Consider the following 26,643-nt stretch of genomic DNA (forward strand, 5'->3'; position numbering starts at 1 on the left):
GGTGTTGAGGGGGGGTCTGTGGAAGAGAGGGATTACTGGCCGAGCGTCAGCGTCTTGACCATCAGCGTCTTGGCGGTGTTGAGCACTTCGACGTTGGCCTGGTAGCTGCGCGAGGCCGAGATCATGTTGGTCATCTCCTCGACCACATTGACGTTGGGCATGGCCACGTAGCCCTGGGCGTTGGCGTTCGGGCTCTTGGGGTCGAACACCATCCGGGGCGGCGAGGAGTCCTCGATGACGCCGGACACCCGCACGCCGCCGATGTCCTGCATGCCCGAGGGAGCGACCTCGAACACCACCTGCTTGGCACGGTACGGCATGCCGTCGGGGCCGGCCACGCTCTCGGCGTTGGCCATGTTGCTGGCGGTCACGTTCATGCGCTGCGATTGCGCGGTCATGGCGGAACCCGCCACGTTGAAGATGTTCATGGATGTGCTGGGAAACGGCATGCGTGCCTCCTGGGCTTAGGGTGCGACCGCCGAAAGCATCGACTTGATCTTGGCGTTGAGCACCGTGAGGTTCGACTCGTAGCGCAGCGCGTTGTCGGCAAAGGCGATGCGCTCCACGTCCATCTCGACCGTGTTGCCGTCGATGCTCGACTGGTTGGGGGTGCGGTAGAGCAGGTCCTTGTCGGAGGCCGTCTGCGCCTGGCCCTCGATGTGGCGCGCGGACGTGGTGGCCATCGACATCGACTGCGACGAGCGTCCGCGTTCCACGGCCTCGCTCAGGCGGGCGCTGAAGTCGAAGTCGCGCGCCTTGTAGTTGGGCGTGTCGGCATGGGCGATATTGGCCGCAATCACCTCCTGGCGTTCCGCCCGGAGGTTGAGGGCTTCGCGGTTGAAGCGAAACGCCGCATCCAGCTTGTCGATCATGTGTGTTCCATCCGTTGAAGCGTCGCGAATGCGCAAGGCGCGGCGACAGATGGAAAGCGAGTCTATGCATGACCCGCGTTTGCAATCGTTCGAACAAAGGGGGTTTTCGCCTGCTGCTCGCACCTTCGATCACCCGGGGAATTTCTAGAATTTCGGGGCGGTGGCTTGTGCCCCCTGTACAGGACGCACCGCATTCCACGCCCCTATCCAGACGCCTCCGATGACCCTCTTCAAGCTGCGCACCCGCCTGCTGCACACCGTGCTGGCCATGCTGCCGGCGGCCTGCTGCCCGGTGTCCGCACTGGCGGCGCAGCCCGCGCAGCAGCCCGTTCAGCAGCCCGCTCAGGATGTGCCGAACCCGGCCGCGGAAGCCGCCATTGCAAAGTACCTGCAGGTGCAGACCGCCGGCCTGCCGGGCAAGGTGACGGTGCGCCTGGAAGGCCACGGCACCGCCGCCCTGCCCGCCTGCGATGCGCCCGAAGTGTTCTTGCCGCCGGGCGCGACGCCCTGGGGCCGCGTGTCGGTGGGCGTGCGCTGCCAGACCGAACGGCCCTGGACGCGCTTCGTGCAGGCCCATGTGTCGGTGGAAGGCAGCTATTTCGTGGCCGCGCGCGCCATCGACGCGGGCCGGCCGCTGGGCGCGGGCGACTTCGCCGAACGCACGGGCGACCTGTCGCGGCTGCCGCGCTCGGTGATCACCAGTGCCGGCGAACTGAACGGCGTGGTGGCGTCCAACCGCATTGCACCGGGTGCGCCGCTGCGCAAGGAGCTGGTGCGCGGCGTCACCGTGATCCAGCAGGGCCAGTCCGTGAAGGTGGTGGCGCAGGGCCAGGGTTTCGTGGTCAGCACCGACGCCAAGGCCATGAGCGGCGCCGCAGTGGGCGCCGTGGTGCAGGCCAAGACGCTCGACGGGCGGCTGGTCAGCGGCGTGGCGGACATGCAGGGGCAGATCCAGCTGGCCCAGTGAACCGAGCGGCCCGTGAAGACTTGCCGTACGCTTTGTTGCAAGCCGCTTCTAAAGTTCTTGCCCGTGCTGCCGATATATGGGTCAGCCCCTGAGGAATCACCTTGAAAATCGATCAACCCGCCCCTTCGGCCACGCCCCTTCCCCGACCGCCCGCCACGGGCGCGGCCGCGACGAGCGCCGCCGCCACCACGGCAGCTGCTGCTGCTGCCGCGCGCCCCAAGGAAGCGGCACAGCCCTCCGCGCACGTCCACACCATGCCCAGCGCCGTGGGTGGGAACGATTTCGATGCCGCCCGGGTGGCCGCGATCCGCGAGGACATCCGGGCCGGGCGCTACCAGATCCGCCCCGAGCGCATCGCCGACGGCCTGCTGGCCAGCGTGCGCGACCTGCTCGACGCCCCGGTCGAGGCCAAACCCGATCCGAAAGGCCGCGAATGACCGCCTCCTTGCTGACGCACCTGCGCACCGAAGCCGCCAGCATCCAGGAATTCCTGGCGCTGCTGGACCGCGAGGCCAAGGCGATGTCTGACCACGTGTTCGGCGACCTGGCGGGCATTGCCGCGGAGAAAACCCGCCTGCTGGACCGCATGGCGGCGCTGGACATCGAACGCGAGGCGCTGCAGGTGGCGCTGGGCTTTGCGCCCGGCCGGGCCGGCGCGGACGCCGCCGCGGCGGCCGACGGCAAGCCCGTGCAGCAGGCCTGGGCCGAGCTGCTGGTGCTGGCCGTGCAGGCCCGCAGCCACAACATGCGCAACGGCTCCATGGTGTATGCGCACCTCGACTTCACGCAGCAGGCCCTGCATTTCCTGCAGGCCAGCGCACAACTCTTCTACGGCCCGGACGGCGTTCGCAAGACCCAGCCGGGCGCCGGCACACGCCTCGCAGCGGGCTGAACACCGGCCCCAACCCCTGAGATCCGATGGAAGCTATCGACACGAAGAATGCCCAGGGCTCGCGCCAGGTGGCCATGGTGGGCTGCGACGAAGCCCAGACCCAGTCGTGGGGCCACAGGCTGCGCCTGATGGGCTGCACCCCGGTGCGCTTCGACAGCAGCTCCGAGTTCCTGCTGGCCGTGACCCACGGCAGCCAGTTCGGCCTGCTCCTGGTGGTGCTGAAGGACGAAGGGGCATGGCCGGTGCTGACCTCGATGTGCAAGGCGCTGCGCCTGCCGATCTTCCTGGTGGCCAATGCGCTGCAGCGCGAGCTGCTGGCGGCGGTGCTGTCGTCGGTCGACAGCGAGCCGAACGGCGCCTCCATCGACTTCGCGGTGCTGCCGGTGGACGATTTCGAGGTGGAACTGCGTGCGCGCGAGGCGCTGCGCCGCAACCAGACGCTGCTGCATCCGCAGACGGTGAGTGCGAGCTTCGGCGACTACCAGTTCCTGGGCAGCCGCAAGCTGGTGATGCACAAGGGCGAGGACATCCGCCTGAAGCCCCGCGAGTTCGAGCTGGCGCTGCTGCTGTTCCGCAATGCCGGCAGGCTGCTGGAGCGCGACTGGCTGCTGGCCTCGCTGTGGATGGACTCGCGCATCGAACGCAAGAGCCGCGTGCTCGACTGCTGCGTGGCGAACATCCGGCGCAAGCTGGCGCTGCACAAGCAGAGCGAGTTCGTGCTGCATTCGGTGTACGGGCGGGGCTACGAGCTGCGCCACCTCCCGGTGACGCCGGCGCCTGCCGACACCACGGGGCACGGTTCGGCGTTTCCCGCCACGCCGACCGAGCCGAACTGGCGCACGGAAGCGCCGGCGCTGGCCTGGGCCTGAACCGGGTCGAACCGGCCTGGGCCGGCCGGAACAGGCCTGAATCGGGTGGGGCGGAGGTTGTCCCCGCCGATTGGGGACAACACTGGGGACAACCGTGCGAAGTTCGCGCGGAATCGTTGCCTGGCTTGGCCTGCAACACGGTGCCTGCGAAACGGGCAGCGTGGAAAACCCTCGCTGCCACCCCCGCACCGACCTCGAAGATGGGACGATCACCGGCTTCGAGGAACCACCCCTGTGGGGCGGGTGCCTGAGCGACCTCTACCAGCGCCAGCTGACCGTCCCGACCAGTATCGCCCGCCCACCTTAAGCCGGGCTGAAGCGCGGCGGCCGGGGGGAGCGGAATTTCAGGGCTGCTTGCGGTCCGCCGGCGCAATGAGCACCATGGCGCCGTCCTGGCCGCGGCGGATGCGCAGGCGGGTACCCTCCAGCAGGCGGTCCAGCGCCGCCTCGGGCGCGATCTTTCCCTTGACGCCGCGCGTGGACAGGTCCTTGACATCCTCCACCTTGTAGATGAGCTGCACGCCCGACTGGGCGATGAAAGTGTCGAGCGCGGGCTTGAGCGCGCCGCTGCCCACGTCAAACTCGCGGGCCGGCACCGAAGCCGGCGACGGCAAGGCCAGCAGGACGCCGCTCAACGCAAGGGCCAAGGCCATGTGCCGCCGGACTCCGACAGGGGGGGTGACGCTCTGCCTCCCGATTCGATTCATTTGGATGTGCTTCCCGCGATGTGATTTTTCTTGTGACCCTTGTGAGACGAGCCAGCCCACGGTTTCCGGTATTTCCGTCGTGCGTTACCGGAAATCCTGTCGGCGTTCGTCTCACTGTCTGTCGCCAATCCCGGCGGCCCGTCGTCATCCCATCCGGCCATTCCCAGGAGCGCTCTTTTGGTTCTCAGTGACTTGGACACCTGGTTCGTCAGCGAAGTGCTGCCGATGGAGGCCGCGCTCACGCGGTTCCTTCGCCGCAACTGGCGGGACGACGCCGAAATACCCGACCTGCGCCAGGACGTTTACGTGCGTATCTATGAATCGGCTGCCAAAGCCCTCCCCGACCTGGTCAAGCCCTTTGTCTTCGCCACCGCCCGCAACCTGCTGATCGACCGCGCGCGGCGGGCACAGATCGTGTCCATCGAAATCATTGCCGACCTGGACGCGCTCGACTTCTCGGCCGACGAACTCACGCCCGAGCGCCATGCCGCGGGCCGCGGCGAGTTGCGGCTGCTGCAGACGGCGCTCGACGCCCTGCCCTCGAAGTGCCGCCGCGTGGTGGAAATGCGCAAGATCGACGGCCTCTCGCAACGCGAGGTGGCCACGCAACTGGGCATCACCGAAGACACGGTCGAGCGCCAGGTGTCGCGCGGCGTGCGGGCATTGGCCGACGCCATGCTCGCCAGCGGCGTGCAGCTAGACACCAAGGCCTTCGGCCGGGCACAGAACGACAAGAGGCTCTCGCCATGACCGACGCCGAACGCATCGAATCCGCCGCCGCCGACTGGCTGGCCCGCCGCGACAGCGGCAGCTGGGGCGACACCGACCAGCAGCAGCTGGACGCCTGGATCGCCGAGTCGGTCGCGCACCGCATCGCGTGGCTGCGGCTGTCAAGCGCCTGGCAGCGTGCCGACCGCTTGAGCGCCCTGCGCGCGCCACCGGCCCCGGCCCCGGCCCCGACCTCGGCGCCTGCGCCCGCGCCTGCGCCCTCCCCCGCGACGGTCCCCATTCCGCTGCCGGTGCGCGCTCCCGCGTCCGGCCCCTCGCCGCGGCAAGCCGGCGCTCGCTGGCTGCCGCGCTTTTCCACGCAACGCATCGCGGCCGGCCTGCTGCTCACGGCCTGCGCCTGCAGCTGGCTGGGCTGGCGGTACACGCAAGACTGGCAGAGCGAGCACTACGCCACCGCGGTGGGCGCGCGCCAGCAGGTGGCGCTGGCCGACGGCTCGGTGCTCACGCTGAACACCGCCACGCAGTTGCGCACGCTGGTGAACGACAGCGGGCGCAAGGTGTGGCTGGAAGACGGCGAGGCCTACTTCGACATCGCGCACGACAAGAAGCGCCCCTTCGTGGTGATCGCGGGCGAGCGCCGCATCACCGTGCTGGGCACGCGCTTCGTGGTCCGCCGCCAGGGCGACCAGGTCAACGTGGTGGTGGAGGAAGGCCGCGTGCAGATCGCGTCGGCCCAGGCCGCCAGCGGCGTCGCGCCCACCGTGCTCGTGCGCAACCAGGCGGCAGTGGCCAGCGCAGGCAACGTGCTGGTGATGCCCAAGGCACCCAAGCAGATCGACGACGAGCTCAGCTGGCGCCAGGGCAAGCTCGTGTTCGACCAGACCACGCTGGGCGACGCGGCCACCCAGTTCAACCGCTACAACACGCGCAAGCTCGTCATCACCGATGCGGCGGTTGCGCAGATCCGGATCGGCGGCAGTTTCGACGCCAGCAACATGGGCGGCTTCGTGGCGTTGCTCAAGCAGGGCTTCGGCCTGGTGGTGCAGGACAGCGGCAACGAAACAAGAATTTCGAACTAGCTTATTACCGGAATGTGACGAGGCATTCGTCTCAGTGGGTACCCCAACAAATACCACGCTGTAGATCATGAATCGAATCGAGCAAAGCGCTACCCTGCCTTCCGTGCCGTCCGTGAAGAAAAGCAAACGCGTGGCCCTTCGCCCCTGGGTCATCGCGGGCAGTTGCGCGCTGATCGGCGGGCTGTCCGCGCAGGCCCAGGCCCAGGCGCAGGGTCAAGGCCAGGTGCAGGCGCAGCAGAGCTTCGACATCGCCGGTGGCGACCTGAAGAGCGCGCTGGACACCTACGTCGCCCAGGGCGGCGTGCAGCTGATCTACAAGGTGGACGACGTGAAGGGCCTGGCCACGCGCGGCGTGAAGGGCGCGCTGTCGCCGCAGGAGGCGCTCGCGCGCATCCTCGAAGGCACGCCGCTGCTCACGCGCCGCGGCGACGACGGTGCGATCGTGGTGTACACCGCCGCACCCGCGGTGGCCCCGAGACCGGCGGTCGACGAGCCCCAGTCGCTCGACAGCGTGACCGTGACGGCCACGCGCCGCCGCGAGCCGGTGCGCGAAATTCCGATGCAGGTCAACGTGATGAAGGCCGAGGCGCTGGAGCGCGCCGGTGCCAGGAACCTGGCCGACTACGTCGCCGAGCAGCCGGGCGTGAACCTCACGAGCAGCGGCAGCGTGGGCGGCATCCTGACCATGCGCGGGCTGACCACCGGCCCGGTACAGGGCATTGCCACCGTGGGCGTGTACGTGGACGACGTGGCCACGGGGCTGAGCTCGTCCGGCTCGCTCGGCGGCTTCACGCCGCTGGACATGGGCATGCTCGACCTGAACCACATCGAGGTGCTGCGCGGCCCGCAGGGCACGCTGTACGGCGCGGGCGCCATGAGCGGCGTGCTCAAGTACGTGACCAACCAGCCCGACACCATGGAGTTCGCGGGCTCGGTGAAGTTCGGTACCTCGTGGACGCAGGGTGGCGGCCCGGGCTTCACGACCGGCGCGGTGCTCAACGTGCCCATCAAGGAAGACGTGGCGGCCGTGCGCATCGCCGCCTTCACCGACCAGCTCGGCGGCAGCTACGACGCCTCGGGTCCGGCACGGGGCACGAACATCGACCGCGGCCACACCGACGGCGGCCGGGTGTCGCTGCTGCTGACGCCCACGCGCGAACTCACGGTGCGCCTCACGGGCACCGTGCAGGACGTCAAGCGCAAGGGCCTGGGCTTCGAGGACATCGACGCGCGAACCGGCCGCCCCTGGGGCCTGGACCGCACGCGCGAGCTGTCGCTGCGCGAGCCGTACAGCAACAAGACTCAGCTGTTCGGCCTGGACGTGGAGTACGACTTCGGCTGGGCGCGCCTGAACGCCATCACCTCCGCGCAGGACGTGAAGATTTCCAGCACGGCCGACCTCACCGCCCTCTACGCACCTCTGGCGAGCGCGCTGCGCCTGCCGGTCGTCGCGGTGCCGGTGGACAGCAACGTGGAGCAGCACCGCATCAGCCAGGAGTTTCGACTGACCTCGCGCTCGGGCACCGCCGTCGAGTGGCTGGCAGGCCTGTACCTGAACCGTGAACGCGGCAGCACCGATGGCGGCATCGAAGCGGGCCTGGCCGGCGGGCTGGGCAGCCTGAACCTGTTGACCTCCTCGCAGTTCTCGCGCTACCGCGAAACGGCCGCCTACGGCGACGTGACGTGGAACGTGACGCCCGCGCTGTCGCTCACCGGCGGCGTGCGGCTGGCGCGCAACAACCAGAGCTACGGCAGCCGCCAGAGCGGGATGCTGGTCGGCGCGGCCGGCACCACCGCCAGTGGCACCTCGTCGGAAAGCCCGACCACCTACCTCGCCGCGGCCAAGTACACGCTGTCGGAAACCAGCACCGCGTATTTCCGCGCGGCCAGCGGCTACCGCCCGGGCGGGCCCAACATGCTGAAGCCCAACACCGACCGCAGCATCGTGCAGCCGATGTTCAAGTCCGACTCGCTGTGGAGCTACGAGCTCGGCTACAAGGCCGACCTGCTGGACCGCACGCTGTCGCTGGAGGCCGCGCTGTACGACATCGAGTGGCGCGACGTGCAGCAGCCGCTGCGCAACGGCGGCTTCGTGTTCGTGACCAACGCCGGTGCGGCGCGCATCAAGGGCGGCGAACTCACGCTCAACTGGAAGCCCAGCAAGGAGTGGCGCTTCACCGGCAACGCCGCGCTCATCGATGCGCGCCTGACCGAGGACGCGAAGGGCCTGGACGCCACGGCCGGCACCCGCCTGCCGCAGACGCCGCGCTTCGCGGCCACGCTGGGCGTGACGCGCAACTTCAGCATTGCCGACCGGCCGGCCTACTTCGGCATCAGCGCGCGCTACACCGGCAAGCGCGACGCAGGCTACCGCGGCAGCGCGACCATTCCGAGCATCAACATGCCGGCGTTCACGGTGGTCGACCTGCAGGCGGGCATCGACTTCCAGCGCTTCAGCCTCTCGGCCTATGTGCGCAACCTGGCCAACAAGCGCGGCATCCTGTCGGTCGACACCGGCCACACAGCGAACCCGAACCTGGTGCAGGCGGCGCTGTCGCCGTCGCGCACCATCGGCATGACCGTCACCGTGCCGTTCTGAGATGGCCGCCCTCACTCCGCTGGCGGCCGCATTGCCGCCGGACGCGACGGGGCCCGCAGCACACGAGACGACACAGAAAGCACTGCCCAGCGCCTGGTACGCGCTGGCAGTGCTGGTCATCGCGACGGTGCTAGGTTCGGTCGACAAGGTCATCCTCACGCTGCTGACCGAGCCGATGCGCATCGCGCTGACGCTCTCCGACACGCAGCTGGGCTTGCTGCAGGGCGCGGGCATCGTGCTGTTCACGGGCATTGCCACGCTGCCGCTGGGCTGGCTGAGCGACCGCTACGACCGGCGCGTGGTGCTCGCGGCCTGCGTGGTGCTGTGGAGCGCGGCCACCGCCATGCGCGGCACCGCGATGGACTACAGCGTGCTGTTCATCGCCTCCATCGGCCTGGGCGTGGGCGAAGCCGGCCTCACGCCCATCACCAACAGCATGATTCCCGACCTGTTCCCGCGCGCGCAACGGGTGCTGGCGAATGCGGTGTTCGCGCTGTCGGCCATCTTCGGCAGCGCGCTGGGCGCCCTGCTGGGCGGCACCGTGGTGCACCTGACGGACGACCTGCGGCACTGGCTGCCCGTGTCGATGCAGCACCTGGAGCCGTGGCGGCTGACCTTCTTCGTGATGGCGTCCGCGGGCGTGCCGGTGGCGCTGCTGGTGTTGTCGATACGGCGCACGCGGCGAACGGAAATGCAGCCGGCGGCAGCGTCCGCCAAGGCCGCGGTCAATGCGCAGGACGACAGGTCTTCCTCGGGCTTCGCCCCTCTGGCCACGCTGTCCGGCCTGCCGGACACGGCCGGCGCCGTGAGCTTTCGCGAGCACCTGCGCACGCACTGGCGCACCTTCGCCGGGCTGGTCGTGGGCCTGGGTCTGGCGAGCATCGGGCTGAGCTCGATCGGCACCTGGCTGCCGATCGTCGCGGCGCGCGAGTACGGCGCCACGCCGGCGCAGATGGGGCAAGGCATGGGCCTGGCCTTTCTATGCGGCACGGTGGTGGGCGGTCTGCTCGGCGTGGCGGCCATGCGCTTCGTGCAGCCGCGCATGGGGCCGGCCGCGGCGCTGCGCATCATCATGCTGGGCAACCTCACGGCCGCGCTGCTGTCCACGCTGCTGCTGTTCACGCGCTCGTCGACCGACGCGTTCATGCTGCTGGCCCTGCTGGTGGTGCCGCTCATCAGCGGTGCGGTGCTGCTGCCCAACGTGCTGCAGGACGCGGCGCCTGCGCACCTGCGCGCCCGCACCATCGCGCTGCTCACCATGACCAGCCTGCCCTTCGGCGTGCTGGGGCCGCTGGTGGTGGGCATGTTGTCGGACGCCCTCAAGTCGGTGCCCAACGGGCTGGCGATTTCCATCGTGGCCACCACGCTGGTCGGCGGCTGCCTCGGCGCCATGGTGCTGCGCGCCACCGAAGGTGCGTTCGTGCGCCTGATGCGCGCGGCGCAAGCCAACTGATCTTTTCCCCGGTTTCGCTCATACCCCTTTTCGTTGTCTTCCATGTCACAACAAGATTCCCCTCCCCTTCCCGACAGCGCTTCCAGACCCGACGCCACAGCCGACTCCACAGCCGCTGCTACAGCCGCTGCGCTCGCCGCCATCGACGCGCTGGTGGCCCCCTTCGCCCGCAGCGACGCACCCGGCATGGCGATCGGCATTGCGCAGCACGGCCGCCTGCTGTACCGCCGCGCCGTCGGCATGGCCAGCCTGGAGATGGGTGTGGCCCTCACGCCGACCACGCGCATGCGCATCGCCTCCACCAGCAAGCACTTCACGGCCATGGCCGTGCTGCTGCTGGCCGAAGACGGCCGGCTCGACGTGGAAGACCCGGTGCACAAGCACCTGCCCGAGATGCCGCGGCTGAGCGCCAACGGCCCCACGCTGCGCCACCTGCTGGCGCACACCAGCGGCTGGCGCGGCCACGACGAGCTGTGGGCCATTGCGCACGGCCTCACCTTCACGCCGCCCGGCCCGGGGCTGCCCGCCATGGCGCGCCAAAGCGAGCTGAACTTCGAGCCCGGCACGCACATGGTCTACAGCAACGGCGGCTACCACCTGCTGGCGAAGATCGTCGAGCGCGTGAGCGGCCAGAGCTTCAACGACTTCTTGAAGGCGCGCCTCTTCGGCCCGTTGGGCATGCCTGACACCTTCTCCGTGGCGACCGACCTCGACGTGGTGCCCGGCCTGGCCGGCCTCTACATGCCCGCGCCCGGCGGCGGTTGGCAGCGCGGCGTGTACCCGTGCGAGCTCGACGGCGGCGGCTCGCTGGTGTCGACGGTGGACGACATGCTGCGCTGGCAGGCGCACATGCGCGCCAGCGACAAGATCGTGGGCAGCGCGAAGAGCTGGGCCCTGCTGTCCGAACCCACCACGCTGTCTTCGGGCTCCAGGGTGACCTACGGCTTCGGGCTGGCGCGCCACCCGTACCGCGGCGTGGAGATCGTCCATCACGCGGGCGCGGTGCTGGGCGCCACGTCGCAGATGCTCAGCGTGCCCAGCCACGGGCTGGACATCATCGTGATGGTGAACGGCGCCGCGGTGGCGCCCTCGCCGTTGGCCCTCAAGGTGGTCGAGCTGCTACTGGGCGACGCGCTCGCGCCGCCCGAGGTGCGCCCGCTGGCCAGCGACTTCCCCGCGCTGGTCGGCCAGCACTACCACGCGCCGTCCACCGGCAGCGTGCTCGGCTTTGCAGACGTCGCGGGCAAGCTGGCCATGTCCTGGCAGGCCTCGCCCGCGCACCCGATGCACCAGGGCGACGGCAAGCTGTGGCTGGGCCTGCAGGACCTGCCCGTGAACGATCTCGTGCTCGACGCGAGCGACATCGACCCCCGGCGCGCACCCGACAGCCTGGTGCTGCACGAAGGCGGCCTGCCGCGCCGCTTCGAACGCCTGGCCGACACGGCGCCTGACGCCGCCTCGCTCGCCGAGCAGCTGTGCGGTGACTACACCAGCGCCGACCTCGACGCGACCGCGCACATGGCACTGGTCGACGGCACGCTGCTGCTCACGGTGCAGGGCCGCCATGGCCAGCACGTGTGCGCGCTCGCGCCGCTGTCGGCCGACGTGATGACGCTCACCTCGACCGACCCGGTGCTGGCCCGCATGGGCAAGTCGGTTCTCAACGTGGAGCGCAAGGCGGGCCGGGTCGTGGGACTGCGGCTGGACACGCTGCGCACCCGAAACATCCACCTCGCCCGCCAGGAGCCACGCGCATGAAGTTCTTCACCACCCTTTTGGCCACCGAGACCAACACCTTCGTCTCCGCCCCCACCGGGCAGGGCAGCTTCGACGAATACGGCGTGTTCCACGGCGACGCCAGCACGCGCGACGCCAACGGCTACGGCATGTACGCGGTGGAGGTGCGCAAGCAACTGGCCGCCGAGGGCCACGAGACGGTCGAGAGCGTGCTGGCCTTCGCGCAGCCGCTGGGGCGCACCGTGCGCACGGTGTACGAGCGCCTGCGCGACGAGATCCTGGACGACCTGCGCAAGGCCGGCCCGGTGGACGGCGTGATCCTCGTGCTGCACGGCGCGATGGTGGCCGACGGCTACGACGATTGCGAAGGCGACGTGATCTCGCGCGTGCGCGAGATCGTCGGGCCGAAGGTGCCCATCGGCGTGTCGCTCGACCTGCACTGCCACTTCACGCAGCAGATGCTGACCGAGTCGGACGTGATCATTTGCTACAAGGAATATCCGCACACCGACGCGTTCGATCGCCTGAGCGAACTGATCCGCATCGTCGTCGACACCGCGCAGGGCCGCGTGCACCCCGTGACGGCCGTGCACGACTGCCGCATGGTCGGCAAGTGGCACACGACGCGCGAACCGATGGCCGGCTTCGTGCGCCGCATGCAGGCTGCCGAACAGCTGCCGGGCGTGCTCTCGGTGTCGCTGGGCCATGGCTTCCCCTGGGCCGACGTGCCCGAGTCGGGCGCCAAGCTGTGGGTGGTGACCGACAACGACCCCGCGCTCGCCGCCAGGCTCGCGGAGGAACTGGGCCGCGCCTTCTGGGACCTGCGCCATGAGACCGGCGTGCCCTCGCTCTCGATCGAAGAGACGCTCGCCAAAGCCATGGCCACGCCCGACGGCCCCGTGGTCATTGCCGACACCGCCGACAACGCCGGCGGCGGCGCCACCAGCGACAGCACCTTCATGCTGCGTGCGGTGGTCGAGCGCGGCATCGGCGATGTGGCCTTCGGCGGCGTGTGGGACCTGGGCGCGGTGCAGCTGTGCCGCGACGCGGGCGAGGGCGCGAGCTTCGAGCTGCGCCTGGGCGGCAAGTGCGGCCCGGCCTCGGGCGACCCGATCGACCTGCACGTGACCGTCAAGCGCGTGGTGGAGGCGCATTCGCAGGGCGGCCTCTCGGGCGTGCGCACGCCCATGGGCCCGTGCGTGTGGGTGCAGGCCGCCGACGGCGTGGACATCGTGCTCATCAGCAAGCGCAACCAGGTCATCGGCACCGACCTCTTCACGGGCCTGGGCATCGACCTCGCGACCAAGAAGCTGGTCATCGTGAAGTCGGCGCAACACTTTCATGCCGAGTTCGGCCCCATCGCCAAGTCGGTGCTGTATGTGTCGACGCCGGCCTCGCTGAGCACCGACTTCGCCAACCTGCCGTACCGCGTGCGCGACCTCGACTACTGGCCGCGCGTGGAAGCGCCCAGGCGCCTGCCGACGCAGGCGGCCAAGCCATGGAAGATCGCCGCGCCCGGCGAGCTGTACGACATCGGCGGGCTCGCCATGCACCTGCAGCGCAGCGGCCCGGCACCGGCCGGCGCGCTGCAGCCGACGCTGGTGATCGAGGCCGGCGGCGGCTGCGCCTCGGCGACCTACGGGCGGCTGCGGCAGGCGCTGTCGGCCAGGTACCCGGTGGTTGCCTACGACCGCCCCGGCATGGGCTGGAGCGACACCGACCCCGAGCCCTTCGACGGCCAGCGCAATGCGCACCGGCTGCACGCGCTGCTGACGGCGGCCGGCGTGACCGGGCCGGTCGTGCTGGTCGGCCATTCGATGGGCGGGCTGCTCAACCGCATCTACACGGGGCTGTATCCCGAGCAGGTGGTGGGGCTGGTGATGCTCGATGCCAGCCACCCGGACCAGTGCGAATCGTTCAGGCAGCCCCTGCCGCAGGCGCACCTGGCCGCCGAGCGCGAGAAACGCATCGCCTTCCAGGCCGGCGGCGCGCCGCCGCCGGAGATGGCGCCGATCGAGGCGATGTTCGCCGACATGCCCGAGGTCGTGCGGCAGCTGAAGGCGACCTACACGCCCGAGGCCATCGACACGATGGTCTCGGAGCACACGGGCCTGCCGCAGGTCACGCAGCAGGCCGCGGCATCGCCCGACCTGGGCGCGCGTCCGCTCGCGGTGCTGTGGGCGGCGCTGGACAAGTTGCCGGCCGGTGCCGAAGGCGCCACGGAGGTCCAGCGACGCTGGCCCGAATACCAGCAGGACCATGCGGGGCTGTCGACGCGGGGCCGCGTGCAGCTGGTGGAGGGCTCCGCGCACATGACGCTGGTACTGTTGCCACCCTTCGTGCAGCAGATCGCGCAAGCGGTCGACCTGATGATGGCGGAGCTCGGATGGGCGCGATGATGGAACTCGGCCGCACGGTGCTGGCCGAACTCACCACGCCCGCGCTGCTGCTGGACCGCACGGTGCTCGAGCGCAACTGCGAGGCGATGGCGCAGCGCGCGGCGCGCCACGGCGTGGCGCTGCGCCCGCACCTGAAGACCTCCAAATCGGTGGAGGTCGCGCGCCTGGCCACGCGCGGGCACAGCGGCGCCATCACGGTGTCGACCGTGGCCGAGGCGGACTACTTCGCCAGCCACGGCTTCCTCGACATCACCTACGCGGTGGGCATCGACGCGGGCAAGATCGATGCGCTGCACCTGGTGCAGCGCACGCACGGCGCGCGCGTGACCTTGCTCGCCGATTGCGTGGAGGCGGTGCAGGCCGCGGCCGCGCGTGCGCGCGCACTGGGTGCGAAGTTCGCCCTGCTGATCGAGATCGACACCGGCGGCGGGCGCGGTGGCGTCGCGCCCGACGACGAGGCACTGCTGGCCATTGCGCGAGAAGTGCAAGACAGCGAGCCGCTGCAACTGGCCGGCGTGCTCACGCATGCGGGCCACAGCTACCACGCCGCCGGGCTGGCGGCGATCCGCGGCATTGCCGAGGGCGAGCGGGCCGGCGCGGTGCATGCGGCCGCACGGCTGCGCGCGGCCGGCTTCGAGGTGGGCACGGTCAGCGTGGGCGCCACGCCGACGGCGGTGTGCGCCGACCGGCTCGACGGCGTCACCGAAATGCGCCCCGGCGTCTACACCTTCTTCGATCTGGACCAGGCCGCGCGCGGCATCTGCCGCATCGAGGACATCGCGTTGTCGGTGCTGGCCACGGTGATCGGGCACAACCCGCGCTCGCGCCGGGTGCTGATCGACGCGGGCGCGCTCGCGCTGTCGAAGGACGCGTCGGGCGCGGAGTTTCGCGACGGCCTGGGCTTCGGGCTGGTGTGCCATGCGCAGGGCACGACGCCGCTGCCCGGCTTGCGCGTGGCGGAGCTGCACCAGGAGCACGGCCTGGTCGCCTGCGAAGGCGACGGCAAGGCGGCCGTGCAGGCCATGTTCGACGCCCTGCCCCTGGGCAGCCGCGTGCGCATCCTGCCGCACCACGCCTGCATGACGGCCGCGCCCTACGACCGCTACCACGTCGTGCGCGGCAACGGTGCGGGCGTGCACGCCGTCTGGGGCAAGGCCCTGGGTTGGCATGCGGCCAAGCCCGCGGCCTGAAGCTGGACACGTATTGTTTTTTTGGAGTCACTCATGATGAAAACCTTCTGCGCAAAGCTGATGGCCGCGGCCGCCCCGTTCGTTCTGGCACTCACACTGGCCGCCACGCCGCACGCTGCCAAAGCACAGGCCGCCGCGGCCCCTGCAGCGGCGGCCGAACCCGCGGCCGCAGCCGCTTCCGCGCCGGCAGCCTCGGCAGCTGCAACGCCGACCGCGGCACCCGCCGTGTCGGCACCCGCCGCAGCCAAGGTCGACAACCCCTACGGCGTGGGCGCGCTCTGGGCGCAGAGCGACCTGGTGGCCAAGACCGTGCTGCTCATCCTGGCGATCATGTCGATGGGCAGCTGGTACGTGATCGTCACCAAGCTGCTCGAGCAGATGCGCATGGGCCGCCAGGCGAAAGAGGTCGACAACGCGTTCTGGAACGAAGGCACCGTGCAGGCCGGCACCGAGCGGCTGGCCGAGGGCAGCCCCTTCCGCTTCATCGCCGACGCGGGCGTGCACGCCACGCGCAAGCACGACGGCCTGCGCGGCAAGGTCGACTTTGCAGACTTCGTCGACCTGTGCATCCACCGCGCGACGGAGCGCGTGCAGCGCCGCCTGAGCAACGGCATGTCGCTGCTGGCCACCGTGGGCTCCACCGCGCCCTTCGTCGGCCTGTTCGGCACGGTCTGGGGCATCTACCACGCGCTCACCGCCATCGGCATCGCGGGGCAGGCGTCGATCGACAAGGTGGCCGGGCCGGTGGGCGAGTCGCTCATCATGACGGCCATCGGCCTGGCCGTGGCGGTGCCCGCGGTGCTGGGCTACAACTGGCTCCTGCGCCGCAACATCACCGTGATGGACGACGTGCGCGAGTTCAGCGGCGAGCTGCACTCGGTGATCCTGGCCGGCAGCGCCCCGGCCTGAGCGCCGCGACACCGCACGCAAGCGAGCGACCCACACCATGGCGATGAACATCCCATCCGCCGGGGGCGACGAGGAACAGGCCATTGCCGCCATCAACACCACGCCGCTGGTCGACGTGATGCTGGTGCTGCTGATCATCTTCCTCATCACCATTCCGGTGGTCAATTACTCGGTGCCGGTGGACGTGCCGAAGCAGCGCAACGAGGTGCGCGAAAGCAAGCCCGAGACCGTGGTGCTGTCGGTGGACGCCGCGGGGCGCATCTACTGGTACGACACCCCCGTGCGCGACGTGACGAGCCTGGCCGAGCGGCTGAAGAAGGTGGCCGCGATGACGCCGCAGCCCGAGGTGCACATCCGCGGCGACTGGCATTCCGACTACGAGCCGGTGGGCAAGATCATCTTCGCGTGCCAGTCGGCCGGCATCGTGAAGGTGGGCTTCATCACCGAGCCCCCCGCGCGCAACTGAGAAGGCACAGCCATGCGAAAAGAAAAACAGGGGCGCCGCAGCGGCGCGCCGTCCGACGAGCCCATGATGGACATCAACACCACCCCGCTGATCGACGTGATGCTGGTGCTGCTGATCATGCTGATCATCACCATCCCGATCCAGCTGCACGCGGTGAACCTCAACATGCCCAACGGCAACCCGCCGCCGAGCGACATCAAGCCCGAGGTGCTGCGCATCGACATCGACGCACGCAGCACCGTGCTGTGGAACGGCGAGGCCGTGGGCGAGCTGGCCGAGGTGGAGCGGCGCTTCGAGCAGGTCGCTGCGCAGCCGGTGCAGCCCGAGGTGCACCTGAGGCCCGACAAGCTGGCCAAGTACAACGTGGTGGCCGGCGTGATGGCCTCTGCGCAGCGCTCGGGCCTGACCAAGCTGGGCATCATGGGTTCGGAGCAGTTCGTTCCATGAGCCGCGCCAACGACTTCGACCCCAAGTCGCGCTTCGGCCCCGTGGGCATCGGCGTGATGGTGCTGTTCCATGTGCTGGTCGGCTATGCGCTGGTCTCGGGCCTGGCCCGCCAGGCGGTGGAGATGATCAAGAAGCCGATGGACGCGACGATCATCGCGGAGGTCAAGCTGCCGCCGCCACCTCCTCCCCCACCGCCGCCGCCGAAGAAGGTCATCAAGCAGGAAACGCCCAAGGCCCCGCCGCCGCCGAAGCCGGCCTACGTGCCACCGCCGGCCGTGACACCGCCGCCGAGCACCGCGCCTGCGGTCACGGCGGTGCAAAGCCAGGAGCCGGTCGCGCTGCCGCCGGCCGCACCGCCTGCGCCACCCGCGCCGCCGGCTCCCCCGGCGCAGTCGACTTCGACGGACATTGCCGTTGCGTGCCCGAAGCAGGTCAAGCCCGAAATGCCGCGCAAGGCGCTGGACGAAGGCACGAGCGGCGTGGTGAAGGCAGAGGTGCGCATCAAGGGCGGACGTGTGACGGAGGTGCGCTTCCTGTCGGGGCCGAAGGTGTACCAGTCGGCCGTGCGCTCGGCCATGATGCGCTACGAATGCCAGACGACGGGGGATGCGGAGATCCTGGCGACGCAGGAGTTCGTGTTCAGGATCGAATAGGCCGGGCGGGCTGAATTTCAGCGACCGGGGCGTTGCGCCGGGGCCGGTCCCCGCGCAACGCCTTTTTTGCGGGCTCGGGAACGTACAGGCAAAAAAATAGCCCCTTGCGGGGCCATTCTTGGAGGAGAGGGAGGGATTCGAACCCTCGGTACTATCGCTAGTACGCCTGATTTCGAGTCAGGTACATTCGACCACTCTGCCACCTCTCCGGTGTCTGTCGAGCCTTCGATTATACGGGTAATTGAAGGCGTTTCTACAAAAAGAATCAGGCGCGCAAGATTTCAGCGCCGCCGATGTACGGGCGCAACGCAGCCGGCACGTTGATCGAGCCGTCTTCGTTCTGGTGGTTCTCCAGCACCGCCACCAGCGCGCGGCCCACGGCCAGGCCGGAGCCGTTCAGGGTGTGCACCAGTTCGTTCTTGCCGTTGGCATTCTTGAAGCGGGCCTGCAGGCGGCGCGCCTGGAAGGCTTCGCAGTTCGACACCGAGCTGATCTCGCGGTAGGTGTCCTGCGCCGGCAGCCACACTTCCAGGTCGTAGGTCTTGGTGGCGCCGAAACCCATGTCGCCGGTGCACAGCAGCACCACGCGGTAGGGCAGCTCCAGCGCCTGCAGCACCGCCTCGGCGTGGCCGGTCATCTGCTCGAGCGCGTCGTAGCTGGTGTCGGGGTGCACGACCTGCACCATCTCGACCTTGTCGAACTGGTGCTGGCGGATCATGCCGCGCGTGTCGCGGCCTGCGCTGCCCGCTTCGGAGCGGAAGCACGGCGTGTGGGCCGTGAGCTTGATGGGCAGTTGCGACTCGGCCACCACCTCGTCGCGCACGAAGTTGGTCAGCGGAACTTCGCTGGTCGGAATGAGGTACAGCGCCGAATGGTCGGGCGCGGGCTCGCCGTCCTGGCCGCCCTTCTTCGCGGCGAACAGGTCGCCCTCGAACTTGGGCAGCTGGCCGGTGCCGCTGAGCGTGGCGGCGTTGACGATGTAGGGCACGTAGCACTCGGTGTAGCCGTGCTTCTCGGTCTGCGTGTCGATCATGAACTGCGCCAGCGCGCGGTGCAGCCGCGCGATCGGGCCCTTCATGACGGTGAAGCGCGAGCCGGCGAGCTTGGCGCCCATCTCGAAGTCGAGGCCCAGCGGCGCGCCCAGGTCGACGTGATCCTTGGGCGCGAAGGCCAAGGGCACGGCGTTGGCGCCGGCGCCGCCTTGCGGGGCCCAGCGGCGCACTTCGACGTTGCCGGTTTCGTCTTCGCCCAGCGGCACGCTGGCGTGCGGCAGGTTGGGCACGGCGAGCAGCAGCGCATGCAGCTCGGGCTGGATCTCGTCGAGGCGCTTCGATTGCGACTCTTGCTCGGCCTTCAGCGCATTGACTTCGGCCATCAGCGCATCGGTGGACTCGCCCTTGGCCTTGAGCGGGCCGATCTGCTTGTTCAGCGTGTTGCGGCGCGCCTGGATTTCCTCGCTGCGGGTCTGCACGGTCTTGCGCTCGGCCTCGAGCGCGGTGAACGCCGACACGTCGAGGTAGGGCTGGTTCTTCTTGCGTTTTTCGAGGCCGGCCACAGCGGAGGCCAGGTCTTTGCGGAGCAGGGTGATGTCGAGCATCGGTCGATTCTAGAGTTCGGGTTTCTGGGGCTGTCAGGCGACGGTGGCGGGGTCGACATTGGCGCCGCAGACGATCAGGCACACCTTCTCGCCCGCGCGCGGCACGTAGGCGCCGGTCTGCAGCGCCGCCAGCGGCAGCGCGGCGGCCGGCTCCACGGCGAGCTTGAGTTCCTTCCACAGCCACTGCTGCGCGGTGCGGATGGCTTCGTCGGACAGCAGCAGCGCGTGTTCCACCTGCTGCTGCGTGATCTCCCAGGCGATGTGGCCGATGCGGCGCGCGCCCAGCGAATCGGCGGCGATGCCGCTCACATCCACGTCGACCGGCTCGCCGGCTTCGCGGGCACGGTACAGCGTGGGGGCCTTGTCGGGCTCGAGCGCCACCACGCGGGCGCGCTTCTCGAACCAGCCGGCCAGGCCGCCGATGAGGCCGCCGCCGCCCACGCTCACGAGCACCGCGTCGGGCACGCCACCCTGCGCTTCGATTTCGCGGCCCAGCGTGCCGGCACCGGCCACCACTTCGGGCTGGTCGTAGGCATGGGTGAGCAAGGCGCCCGATTCCTTCTGGCGCGTGAGGCAGGCGGCCAGCGCGTCGGGGTACAGCTGGCCGACCACCACCACTTCGGCGCCGAGCGCACGCAGGCGCGCGCGCTTGGCTTCGGGCGACACGCCGGGCAGGAACACCTGGCAGGGCACGCCCAGCGCCTGCGCCGCGGCGGCGGTGGCAATGCCGGCGTTGCCGCCCGAGGCCACGACCACGCCGCTGGCGGGAATGTCGTTGGCCAGCAGCCGGTTCATCATGCCGCGCGCCTTGAAGCTGCCGCTGACCTGCATGTGCTCCAGCTTGAGCCAGACCTCGGCGCCCGGCGCGTCGACGCCGAATGCGGCGGCCGGCAGCTTCCACAGCGGGGTTTGGCGCAAAAAGTGCCCAGCACGGGCGTCCAGCCTGGCAGCGGCGCTATCGATTTCAGAGCGCCAGTGATTCGTTGTCGTGTCGTTCAAGAGATGTGTCCGGGAGGGGGAATGTCGTCGAGCTTGAGGCCCTTGGGGAGCGGAAACTTGATGGTTTCCTCGATGCCGTCCATCTTGCGCACCGACACCGCGCCCAACGCGCGCACGCGGTCGATCACCTCGCGCACCAGCACTTCGGGCGCCGAGGCGCCGGCCGTGAGGCCGATGCGGGTCTTGCCTTCGAACCATTCGGGCTGGAGCTCTTCGGCGGAATCGACCATGTAGCTCTCGGTGCCCAGGCGCTCGGCCAGCTCGCGCAGGCGGTTGCTGTTGGAGCTGGTGGGGCTGCCGACCACGATCACCAGGTCGACCTGCGGGCTCATGATCTTCACCGCGTCCTGGCGGTTCTGGGTGGCGTAGCAGATGTCTTGCTGCTTGGGCTCGCGCACCTTCGGAAAGCGCGCACGCACGGCGGCGGCGATCTCGGCGGCGTCGTCCACGCTGAGCGTGGTCTGCGTGACCACGGCGAGCTTGTCCGTCTGGCCCGGCGAGACCCTGGCCACGTCGGCCACGTCTTCCACCAGGTGGATGCCGCTCGTGAGCTGGCCCATCGTGCCCTCGACCTCGGGGTGGCCCTTGTGGCCGATCATGATGAACTCGTAGCCCTCTTTGGCGAGCTTGGCCACCTCGACGTGCACCTTGGTCACCAGCGGGCAGGTGGCGTCGAAGATCTCGAAGCCGCGGTCGCGCGCCTCCTGCTCCACCACCTTGCTCACGCCGTGCGCGCTGAACACCAGCGTGGCGCCGGGCGGCACGTCGGACAGCTCCTCGATGAAGATCGCGCCCTTGGCCTTGAGTTCGTTCACCACGTAGGTGTTGTGCACGATCTCGTGGCGCACATAGATCGGTGCGCCGAACTTGGCCAGCGCGCGCTCCACGATCTCGATGGCGCGGTCGACGCCGGCGCAGAAACCGCGCGGCTCGGCAAGGAGGACTTCGGAAATGGCCGGGTTCATAGCACGCCGATCAGCTTCACTTCGAAAGTCACGGGCTGGCCGGCCAGCGGGTGGTTGAAGTCGAAGCGCACCGCCGTGTCGCTGGCTTCCACCACCGCACCGGCGTAGCTGCCGGTGCCGTCGGGCGTGGGGAACTGCACCACGTCGCCCGTGGCGTACTTCTCGTCGGGGTCGCCCATCTTCGCGAGCAGCGTGCGGGCCACCCACTGCTGCATGTCGGGGTTGCGCTCGCCGAAGGCCTCGCCGGCGGGCAGCTCGAAGGTGGCGTGCGTGCCCTCTTCCAGGCCCATCAGGCGCTGCTCCATGGCGGGAGAAAGCTCGCCGGTGCCCAGCGACAGGGTCGCGGGCTTGTCGGCGAAGGTGTTGATGATGTCGCCCGCGGGGCCGGCCAGCCGGTAGTGCAGGGTCAGGAAGGAGCCGGAAGTCACAACTTGGGACATGGGGGCATCAGAGGTGGGCAAAGACAAGGTGGGTGTCCCGATAAACTGGCCCTCATTTTAAGGAGCGGGACTTCCACCCGGCTCCGCCAAGGTTTCACCCAGGGTTTCATGGCATTCAAGGACCTCCCTCTCGCCGCCCGCCCGCGCGAAAAACTCATCTCGCGCGGGGCCGCCGCGCTTGCGGACGCCGAGCTGCTGGCCCTGCTGCTGCGCACCGGGGTGGCGGGCCAGAACGTGCTGCAGCTGGCGCAGCAGTTGCTCGAACGCTTCGGCGGCCTGTCGGGCCTGCTGCACACCGGCGCCGACGAGCTCAAGACCGTGAAGGGCATGGGCGGCAGCGCCAAGCGCTCCGAGCTGATCGCGGTGCTCGAGCTGGCCCGCCGCGCCATGGGCGAGCAGCTGCGCGAACGCACGGTGTTCGACTCCCCCGATACGGTCAAGCAATACCTCCAGCTGCACATCGGCTCGCGCCCCCACGAAGTGTTCGCGGTGGTGTTCCTCGACGTGCAGCACCGCCTGATCGCGCTGGAAGAGCTGTTTCGCGGCACGCTCACGCAGACCAGCGTCTACCCGCGCGAAGTGGTCACTCGCGCCATTCACCACCAGGCCGCGGCCGTGGTGCTGTCGCACAACCACCCGAGCGGCAGCATCGAGCCCTCGCGCGCGGACGAGTCGCTCACGCAAACGCTGCGCGCCGCGCTGGCCCTGGTGGATGTGCGGGTGCTCGACCACGTCATCGTGAGCCCCGGGCAGAGTTTCTCGATGGCCGAGAAAGGGCTGCTCTGATGGCATCGCGTCCCCCCTCCCTCAAGAACCTGGCCGACCTGAAGCAGGTGCAGCGCGTGCTTGCCGAAACGCGCGAACGCGAAGCCGCCGAAGCGGCTGCCCAGGCCGCGGCCGAACGCAGGCGCGCGGCCGAAAAGGACCTGTTCGCCCGCGCCATCGGTGCCACCGAGCCGCTGCGCCGCAAGGCGTCGGTGCCGCTCGCGCCCGATCGGCCCGCGCCCATCCCGGTGCAGCACCAGCTCGACGAGCAGCGCGTGCTGCGCGAGTCGCTGTCCGACGAGTTCGACGTGACCACGCTGCTCGACGTGGACGACGCCATGAGCTTCCGCCGCCCCGGCATCGGCACCGGCGTGACGGCACGGCTGCGCAAGGGCGAATGGTCCATCCAGGCGCACCTCGACCTGCACGGCCTGCGCAGCGACGAGGCGCGCGAGGCGCTCGGCGGCTTCATCCGCACCGCCCACAAGCAGGGGCTGCGTTGCGTGCGCGTGGTGCACGGCAAGGGGCTGGGCTCGCCGGGCAAGCAGCCGGTGCTGAAGACGAAGGCGCAGCGCTGGCTGATCCAGAAGAACGAAGTCATCGCCTTCGTGCAGGCCAAGCCGGCCGAAGGCGGGGCGGGGGCGCTGGTGGTGCTGCTGGCGCCCGTGCGGCGCTGAGTCTGGCCCCTTCCGCCTTTGGGGGAAGGCGGGGATGGGGGCACGCGGCCTTTGCACAGGCTGCGATGTCTTGATCGCCGGCGAGCCCCCACCCCAACCCTCCCCCAGCGGGGGAGGGAGCAAGACGCGGCGGCTTCAGGCCAAGTGGTTCTTCAACGGCACCGACACGTCAGCCACAGCCGCCGCATCCGGGCTGCGCCCCGCTTCGAGCAGCTTGCGGCTCATCATGTGATCGACCGGCGCGTTCACCGACTCCACGCACACGAGCTGCCCGTCGACATAGTGGAACAGCGAGAACGCCTCGGGCTTGGGGCCGGGGCGGCGCACGCTGGTCAGGCCCGGCGTGCCTTCGGCCGGCATCAGGCCCGCCATCTGCAGGCGCATGCTGCCCTGGTCGGACCAGAACCACGCCACCGCATCGTGATCGCGGCCCGCGCCGGTCAGCGTGGCGACGGCCGTGCGGGCCTGGTCGTTGGCGTTCTGCACCGATTCGAGCCGCAACACGCGGCCCGCGCGGCGGTCGGGAAAGCGTGTGCAGTCGCCCACCGCCAGCACACCGGCCGCGCTGGTCTGCATCTGTGCGTCGACCACGATGCCGTCGGCGCATTCGATGCCGGCCGCCTGCGCGAGCGCGGTCTCGGGCACCGCGCCGATGCCCAGCAGCAGCAGGTCGACCGGCTGCTTCACGCCGTTGACCTGCACCGACAACAGCCGGTCGCCCTCGACCTCGAACGCGCCGGTCTGCGCGCCGAGCACGATGTCGATGCCCGCCGCGCGGTGCGTGGCGAGCACGTGTGCCGACAGCTCGGGCGACACGGCGCGGCCCAGCAGGCGCGGCGCGCTTTCGATCACCTGCACCGACTTGCCGAGCGCCTGGGCGGTGGCCGCCACTTCGAGCCCGATGAAACCGCCGCCCAGCACGGTGACGCGCTCGGCCGAGGCGAGCCGCGCGCGCAGGCGATGCGCCTCGTCGGCGGCGCGCAGGCTGGCGACGTTCTCCAGGCCCGGCTTCAGGTCAGGCATCTGGCGCGCACGCGTGCCGGTGGCCAGCACCAGGCGCTCCCACGGCAGCACCGCGCCGGAGCGCAGCGTGACGGTGTGCGCCTCGCGGTCGATGGCCACGGCCGCATCGCCCAGGTGCAGCGTGATGCCCGCTTCGCGGTACCAGTCGGCGGCCTTGTGCGGCTGCGTGACCTCTTCGGCGCTCTTGAGGAAGGCCTTGGACAGCGGCGGGCGGTGGTACGGCTCGCAGGCCTCTTCGCAGACCAGGTGCACGCGCGCGCCCTGCCCTGCTTCCGCAAGGCCGGCGCACAACTGGGCCGCGGCGTGGCCGCCGCCGATGATGACGATGGAATTCATGATGAGGGAAGCGTCTTTCGAAATCGTTGTGGGGTCGGTCATTCGCCGCGATTGCGCATCCAGTCAGCGGTCTTGAAAAAAGAGTCGCGCAGGCGTTCGCGCAGGTCTTCCGGCACGCCCGTCTCGCCCATGGCCTGGTCCATGCAGGCCAGCCACTGGTCGCGCTCCTTGATGCCGATGGAGTGCCCACCGATGCTCTGCGGCAGATGGCGCGCGCGCAGCATCGGATGGCCGAAGCGGTCGGTGTAGTGCTGCGGGCCGCCGAGCCAGCCGCACAGGAACCAGAACAGGCGCTGGCGTGCGTTGTCCAGGCTGGTGCCGTGCACGGCGCGCAGCTGCGCGTAGCCGGGCTCGAGGTCCATCAGGTCGTAGAAGCGCTCGACCAGCGCCTCCACTTTGGGTTCGCCGCCGATCCACTCGAAGGGCGTGCCGGCGGGCGGCTTGTCTTGAATCTGCATGGGCGGGAGTATCTCCTCGGGTCTGTTCGTTTGCTTTTCAGACCTGCACGAGGCCGGGAATGTCCACGTCGGTGTTCACGTCGGCCGCGTAGTCGACACCGTCCACCGCGAAGCCGAACAGCCGCAGGAACTCGGTCTTGTAGCTGGCGAAATCGGTGAGTTCGTAGAGGTTGTCGTTGGTCACCTGCGGCCAGAGTTCCTGCACGCGCGACTGCACCTGCGGCGCCAGTTCCTTGTAGTCCGCGCGCAGGCGGCCTTCGCCGTCGATGTGCGGTGCGCTGCCGTAGAGGCTCTCGGCATACAGGCCGTGCACCTGCTCGATGCAGCCCTCGTGCGTGCCCTGCTCCTTCATCACCTTGAACAGCAGCGACAGGTACAGCGGCATCATCGGAATGGCCGAGCTGGCCTGCGTGACCACTGCCTTGAGCACCGACACGCGCGCGTCGCCGCCCTTCGCGGCCAACGTCTTGCGAAGGCCGAGCACCTTCTGGTCGAGGTCTTTCTTCGCCGCGCCGATGGAGCCGTTCCAGTAGATGTCGTGGGTGATCTGCTCGCCCAGGTAGGTGAAGGCCGTGGTCTTCGCGCCTTCGGCCAGCACGCCCGCCGCTTGCATCGCGTCGATCCACATCTGCCAGTCTTCACCGCCCATCACGGCCACGGTGTTGTCGATTTCTTCCTGCGTGGCCGCTTCGAGCACGGTCTCCTTCACGGTCTCGTTGTCGGTGTCGAGGCCGCGCAGGTTCACCGGCTTGCCGATGGGCTTGAGGACCGAGTTGAAGACCTGCCCCGTCTTCGGGTGCGTGCGCCGCGGCGCGGCCAGGCTGTAGACGACCAGGTCGACCTGGCCGAGGTCGGAGCGGATGGTGTCGATGGTCTGCTGCTTCACCGCGTCGGAAAAGCCGTCGCCGTTGATGCTCTTCGCATAGCGGCCTTCGGCGGCGGCGGCGCGGTGGAAGGCGGCGGTGTTGTACCAGCCGGGCGAACCGGGTTTGGTCTCGCTGCCCGCGCGTTCGAAGAACACGCCCAGCGTGTCGGCCCCGCAGCCGAAGGCCGCGGTGATGCGCGCGGCCAGACCGTAGCCGGTCGATGCACCGATCACCAGCACCTTCTTCGGCCCGCCCGCGATGGGCGCCTGGGCCTTCACGTAGGCGATCTGCTGGTTGACGTTGGCCTCGCAGCCGGTGGGATGGGTCGTGACGCAGATGAAGCCGCGCACGCGGGGTTTGATGATCATGGGGAGCTCGCTGGATGGGACGCGGGACGCAGGCCGCAGGAGAGCGGCAGGAGCGCCGCAGCGCGTGGGGCGCCGCGAATTTAACCCAGGCAGGCGGCGGCACCTTCAGCAGCCACACAGGCAGGAGGCAGCCGTGGCCCACGCCGGCCTCATAGCCACGCACACATGTCGATATATGAAT

Annotated in this window: 27 protein-coding genes and 1 tRNA gene; 17 read left to right on the forward strand and 11 right to left on the reverse strand. The window is 69.5% G+C overall.

All coding sequences use genetic code 11. The annotated features are described in order from the left end of the window. Positions 1–32: 32 nt before the first annotated feature. Both flgC and flgB read right to left on the reverse strand, forming a co-directional pair. Complete coding sequence (flgC, locus tag ACSFBM_RS12885; protein WP_435436159.1) at positions 33–449, reverse strand: flagellar basal body rod protein FlgC; 417 nt, start codon at positions 447–449, stop codon at positions 33–35. Between the two features lie 15 nt (positions 450–464). Continuing rightward, positions 465–872, reverse strand: coding sequence for a flagellar basal body rod protein FlgB (gene flgB / locus ACSFBM_RS12890; protein ID WP_435436158.1), 408 nt, complete (start codon positions 870–872; stop codon positions 465–467). Positions 873–1,092: 220 nt separating this feature from the next. Here flgB and flgA point away from each other — a divergent pair, with 220 nt between their 5' ends. The 4 genes from flgA to ACSFBM_RS12910 all read left to right on the forward strand — a co-directional run bounded on the left by flgA (position 1,093) and on the right by ACSFBM_RS12910 (position 3,600). Continuing rightward, on the forward strand, positions 1,093–1,839 hold the full coding sequence (flgA, locus tag ACSFBM_RS12895) for a flagellar basal body P-ring formation chaperone FlgA (protein WP_435484681.1): 747 nt from the start codon (positions 1,093–1,095) through the stop codon (positions 1,837–1,839). Between the two features lie 101 nt (positions 1,840–1,940). Continuing rightward, positions 1,941–2,276, forward strand: coding sequence for a flagellar biosynthesis anti-sigma factor FlgM (gene flgM, locus ACSFBM_RS12900; RefSeq protein WP_435484682.1), 336 nt, complete (start codon positions 1,941–1,943; stop codon positions 2,274–2,276). Then, complete coding sequence (locus ACSFBM_RS12905; protein WP_435436155.1) at positions 2,273–2,731, forward strand: flagella synthesis protein FlgN; 459 nt, start codon at positions 2,273–2,275, stop codon at positions 2,729–2,731. The genes flgM and ACSFBM_RS12905 overlap by 4 nt, the downstream gene beginning before the upstream one ends. Before the next feature lie 26 nt (positions 2,732–2,757). Continuing rightward, positions 2,758–3,600 carry a winged helix-turn-helix domain-containing protein gene (locus ACSFBM_RS12910; RefSeq protein ID WP_435484683.1) on the forward strand — a complete coding sequence of 281 codons (843 nt, stop codon included), beginning with the start codon at positions 2,758–2,760 and terminating at the stop codon, positions 3,598–3,600. Between the two features lie 344 nt (positions 3,601–3,944). Here ACSFBM_RS12910 and ACSFBM_RS12915 read toward each other — a convergent pair whose 3' ends face one another. Further along, positions 3,945–4,253, reverse strand: coding sequence for an STN domain-containing protein (locus tag ACSFBM_RS12915; protein WP_435484684.1), 309 nt, complete (start codon positions 4,251–4,253; stop codon positions 3,945–3,947). Positions 4,254–4,499: 246 nt separating this feature from the next. Between ACSFBM_RS12915 and ACSFBM_RS12920 the strand changes: the two genes are divergently transcribed. The 11 genes from ACSFBM_RS12920 (at position 4,500) to ACSFBM_RS12970 (ending at position 17,968) form a co-directional block, all read left to right on the forward strand. Further along, a complete protein-coding gene (locus tag ACSFBM_RS12920; protein WP_435436152.1) occupies positions 4,500–5,057 on the forward strand; it encodes an RNA polymerase sigma factor in 558 nt (185 codons plus the stop codon). Continuing rightward, a complete protein-coding gene (locus ACSFBM_RS12925; protein WP_435484685.1) occupies positions 5,054–6,115 on the forward strand; it encodes a FecR family protein in 1,062 nt (353 codons plus the stop codon). The genes ACSFBM_RS12920 and ACSFBM_RS12925 overlap by 4 nt, the downstream gene beginning before the upstream one ends. Positions 6,116–6,245: 130 nt before the next feature. Further along, positions 6,246–8,714, forward strand: a complete 2,469-nt coding sequence (locus ACSFBM_RS12930) for a TonB-dependent receptor (protein WP_435484686.1) — start codon at positions 6,246–6,248, stop codon at positions 8,712–8,714. A gap of 1 nt (position 8,715) precedes the next feature. Beyond that, complete coding sequence (locus ACSFBM_RS12935; RefSeq protein WP_435484687.1) at positions 8,716–10,167, forward strand: MFS transporter; 1,452 nt, start codon at positions 8,716–8,718, stop codon at positions 10,165–10,167. Positions 10,168–10,209: 42 nt separating this feature from the next. Next, a complete protein-coding gene (locus ACSFBM_RS12940; RefSeq protein ID WP_435484688.1) occupies positions 10,210–11,925 on the forward strand; it encodes a serine hydrolase domain-containing protein in 1,716 nt (571 codons plus the stop codon). Beyond that, positions 11,922–14,303 carry an alpha/beta fold hydrolase gene (locus tag ACSFBM_RS12945; RefSeq protein WP_435484689.1) on the forward strand — a complete coding sequence of 794 codons (2,382 nt, stop codon included), beginning with the start codon at positions 11,922–11,924 and terminating at the stop codon, positions 14,301–14,303. Before ACSFBM_RS12940 ends, ACSFBM_RS12945 begins: the two co-directional genes overlap by 4 nt. After that, on the forward strand, positions 14,291–15,493 hold the full coding sequence (locus ACSFBM_RS12950) for an alanine racemase (RefSeq protein ID WP_435484690.1): 1,203 nt from the start codon (positions 14,291–14,293) through the stop codon (positions 15,491–15,493). Before ACSFBM_RS12945 ends, ACSFBM_RS12950 begins: the two co-directional genes overlap by 13 nt. A 33-nt stretch (positions 15,494–15,526) precedes the next feature. Next, positions 15,527–16,402 (forward strand): MotA/TolQ/ExbB proton channel family protein, encoded by an 876-nt coding sequence (locus ACSFBM_RS12955; protein ID WP_435484691.1) that lies wholly within the window; start codon positions 15,527–15,529, stop codon positions 16,400–16,402. A gap of 37 nt (positions 16,403–16,439) precedes the next feature. Continuing rightward, positions 16,440–16,868 (forward strand): ExbD/TolR family protein, encoded by a 429-nt coding sequence (locus ACSFBM_RS12960; RefSeq protein ID WP_435484692.1) that lies wholly within the window; start codon positions 16,440–16,442, stop codon positions 16,866–16,868. A 12-nt stretch (positions 16,869–16,880) separates the two neighbouring features. Next, entirely contained in the window at positions 16,881–17,315 is a 435-nt protein-coding gene (locus ACSFBM_RS12965) for an ExbD/TolR family protein (protein ID WP_435436141.1), read from the forward strand. Beyond that, positions 17,312–17,968: an energy transducer TonB gene (locus ACSFBM_RS12970; protein WP_435484693.1), complete on the forward strand. Its 657-nt coding sequence runs from the start codon at positions 17,312–17,314 to the stop codon at positions 17,966–17,968. The genes ACSFBM_RS12965 and ACSFBM_RS12970 overlap by 4 nt, the downstream gene beginning before the upstream one ends. 119 nt (positions 17,969–18,087) lie before the next feature. On the opposite strand, the gene ACSFBM_RS12975 is transcribed toward ACSFBM_RS12970, so the two are convergent. From ACSFBM_RS12975 to ACSFBM_RS12995, 5 genes are all read right to left on the reverse strand, one after another. Next, positions 18,088–18,177, reverse strand: a tRNA-Ser gene (locus ACSFBM_RS12975). A gap of 56 nt (positions 18,178–18,233) precedes the next feature. Further along, complete coding sequence (gene serS, locus ACSFBM_RS12980) at positions 18,234–19,565, reverse strand: serine--tRNA ligase (protein ID WP_435484694.1); 1,332 nt, start codon at positions 19,563–19,565, stop codon at positions 18,234–18,236. Positions 19,566–19,598: 33 nt separating this feature from the next. Beyond that, the gene (locus ACSFBM_RS12985; protein ID WP_435484695.1) at positions 19,599–20,564 is read right to left on the reverse strand and encodes a threonine/serine dehydratase; all 966 of its coding nucleotides are present in this window, start codon (positions 20,562–20,564) and stop codon (positions 19,599–19,601) included. Next, a complete protein-coding gene (gene ispH / locus ACSFBM_RS12990) occupies positions 20,561–21,529 on the reverse strand; it encodes a 4-hydroxy-3-methylbut-2-enyl diphosphate reductase (protein ID WP_435484696.1) in 969 nt (322 codons plus the stop codon). The genes ACSFBM_RS12985 and ispH overlap by 4 nt, the downstream gene beginning before the upstream one ends. Then, positions 21,526–21,969 carry an FKBP-type peptidyl-prolyl cis-trans isomerase gene (locus ACSFBM_RS12995; RefSeq protein WP_435436136.1) on the reverse strand — a complete coding sequence of 148 codons (444 nt, stop codon included), beginning with the start codon at positions 21,967–21,969 and terminating at the stop codon, positions 21,526–21,528. The genes ispH and ACSFBM_RS12995 overlap by 4 nt, the downstream gene beginning before the upstream one ends. A gap of 108 nt (positions 21,970–22,077) precedes the next feature. Here ACSFBM_RS12995 and radC point away from each other — a divergent pair, with 108 nt between their 5' ends. Continuing rightward, the gene (gene radC, locus ACSFBM_RS13000) at positions 22,078–22,755 is read left to right on the forward strand and encodes a RadC family protein (protein WP_435484697.1); all 678 of its coding nucleotides are present in this window, start codon (positions 22,078–22,080) and stop codon (positions 22,753–22,755) included. Continuing rightward, on the forward strand, positions 22,755–23,411 hold the full coding sequence (locus ACSFBM_RS13005; protein WP_435436134.1) for a Smr/MutS family protein: 657 nt from the start codon (positions 22,755–22,757) through the stop codon (positions 23,409–23,411). Before radC ends, ACSFBM_RS13005 begins: the two co-directional genes overlap by 1 nt. Before the next feature lie 135 nt (positions 23,412–23,546). Here the strand turns inward: ACSFBM_RS13005 and ACSFBM_RS13010 are convergent, their stop codons facing one another. Genes ACSFBM_RS13010 through fabV form a run of 3 tightly spaced genes read right to left on the reverse strand, consistent with a single transcriptional unit; the run spans position 23,547 to position 26,462 of the window. Further along, entirely contained in the window at positions 23,547–24,770 is a 1,224-nt protein-coding gene (locus ACSFBM_RS13010; protein ID WP_435484698.1) for an NAD(P)/FAD-dependent oxidoreductase, read from the reverse strand. Positions 24,771–24,808: 38 nt separating this feature from the next. Continuing rightward, the gene (locus ACSFBM_RS13015) at positions 24,809–25,228 is read right to left on the reverse strand and encodes a group II truncated hemoglobin (RefSeq protein WP_435436132.1); all 420 of its coding nucleotides are present in this window, start codon (positions 25,226–25,228) and stop codon (positions 24,809–24,811) included. Between the two features lie 37 nt (positions 25,229–25,265). After that, positions 25,266–26,462, reverse strand: coding sequence for an enoyl-ACP reductase FabV (gene fabV, locus ACSFBM_RS13020; RefSeq protein WP_435484699.1), 1,197 nt, complete (start codon positions 26,460–26,462; stop codon positions 25,266–25,268). Positions 26,463–26,643: the final 181 nt, after the last annotated feature.

This window comes from Variovorax pasteuri, from assembly GCF_051216435.1.
In the GTDB taxonomy this organism is placed as follows: Bacteria; Pseudomonadota; Gammaproteobacteria; order Burkholderiales; family Burkholderiaceae_C; genus Variovorax.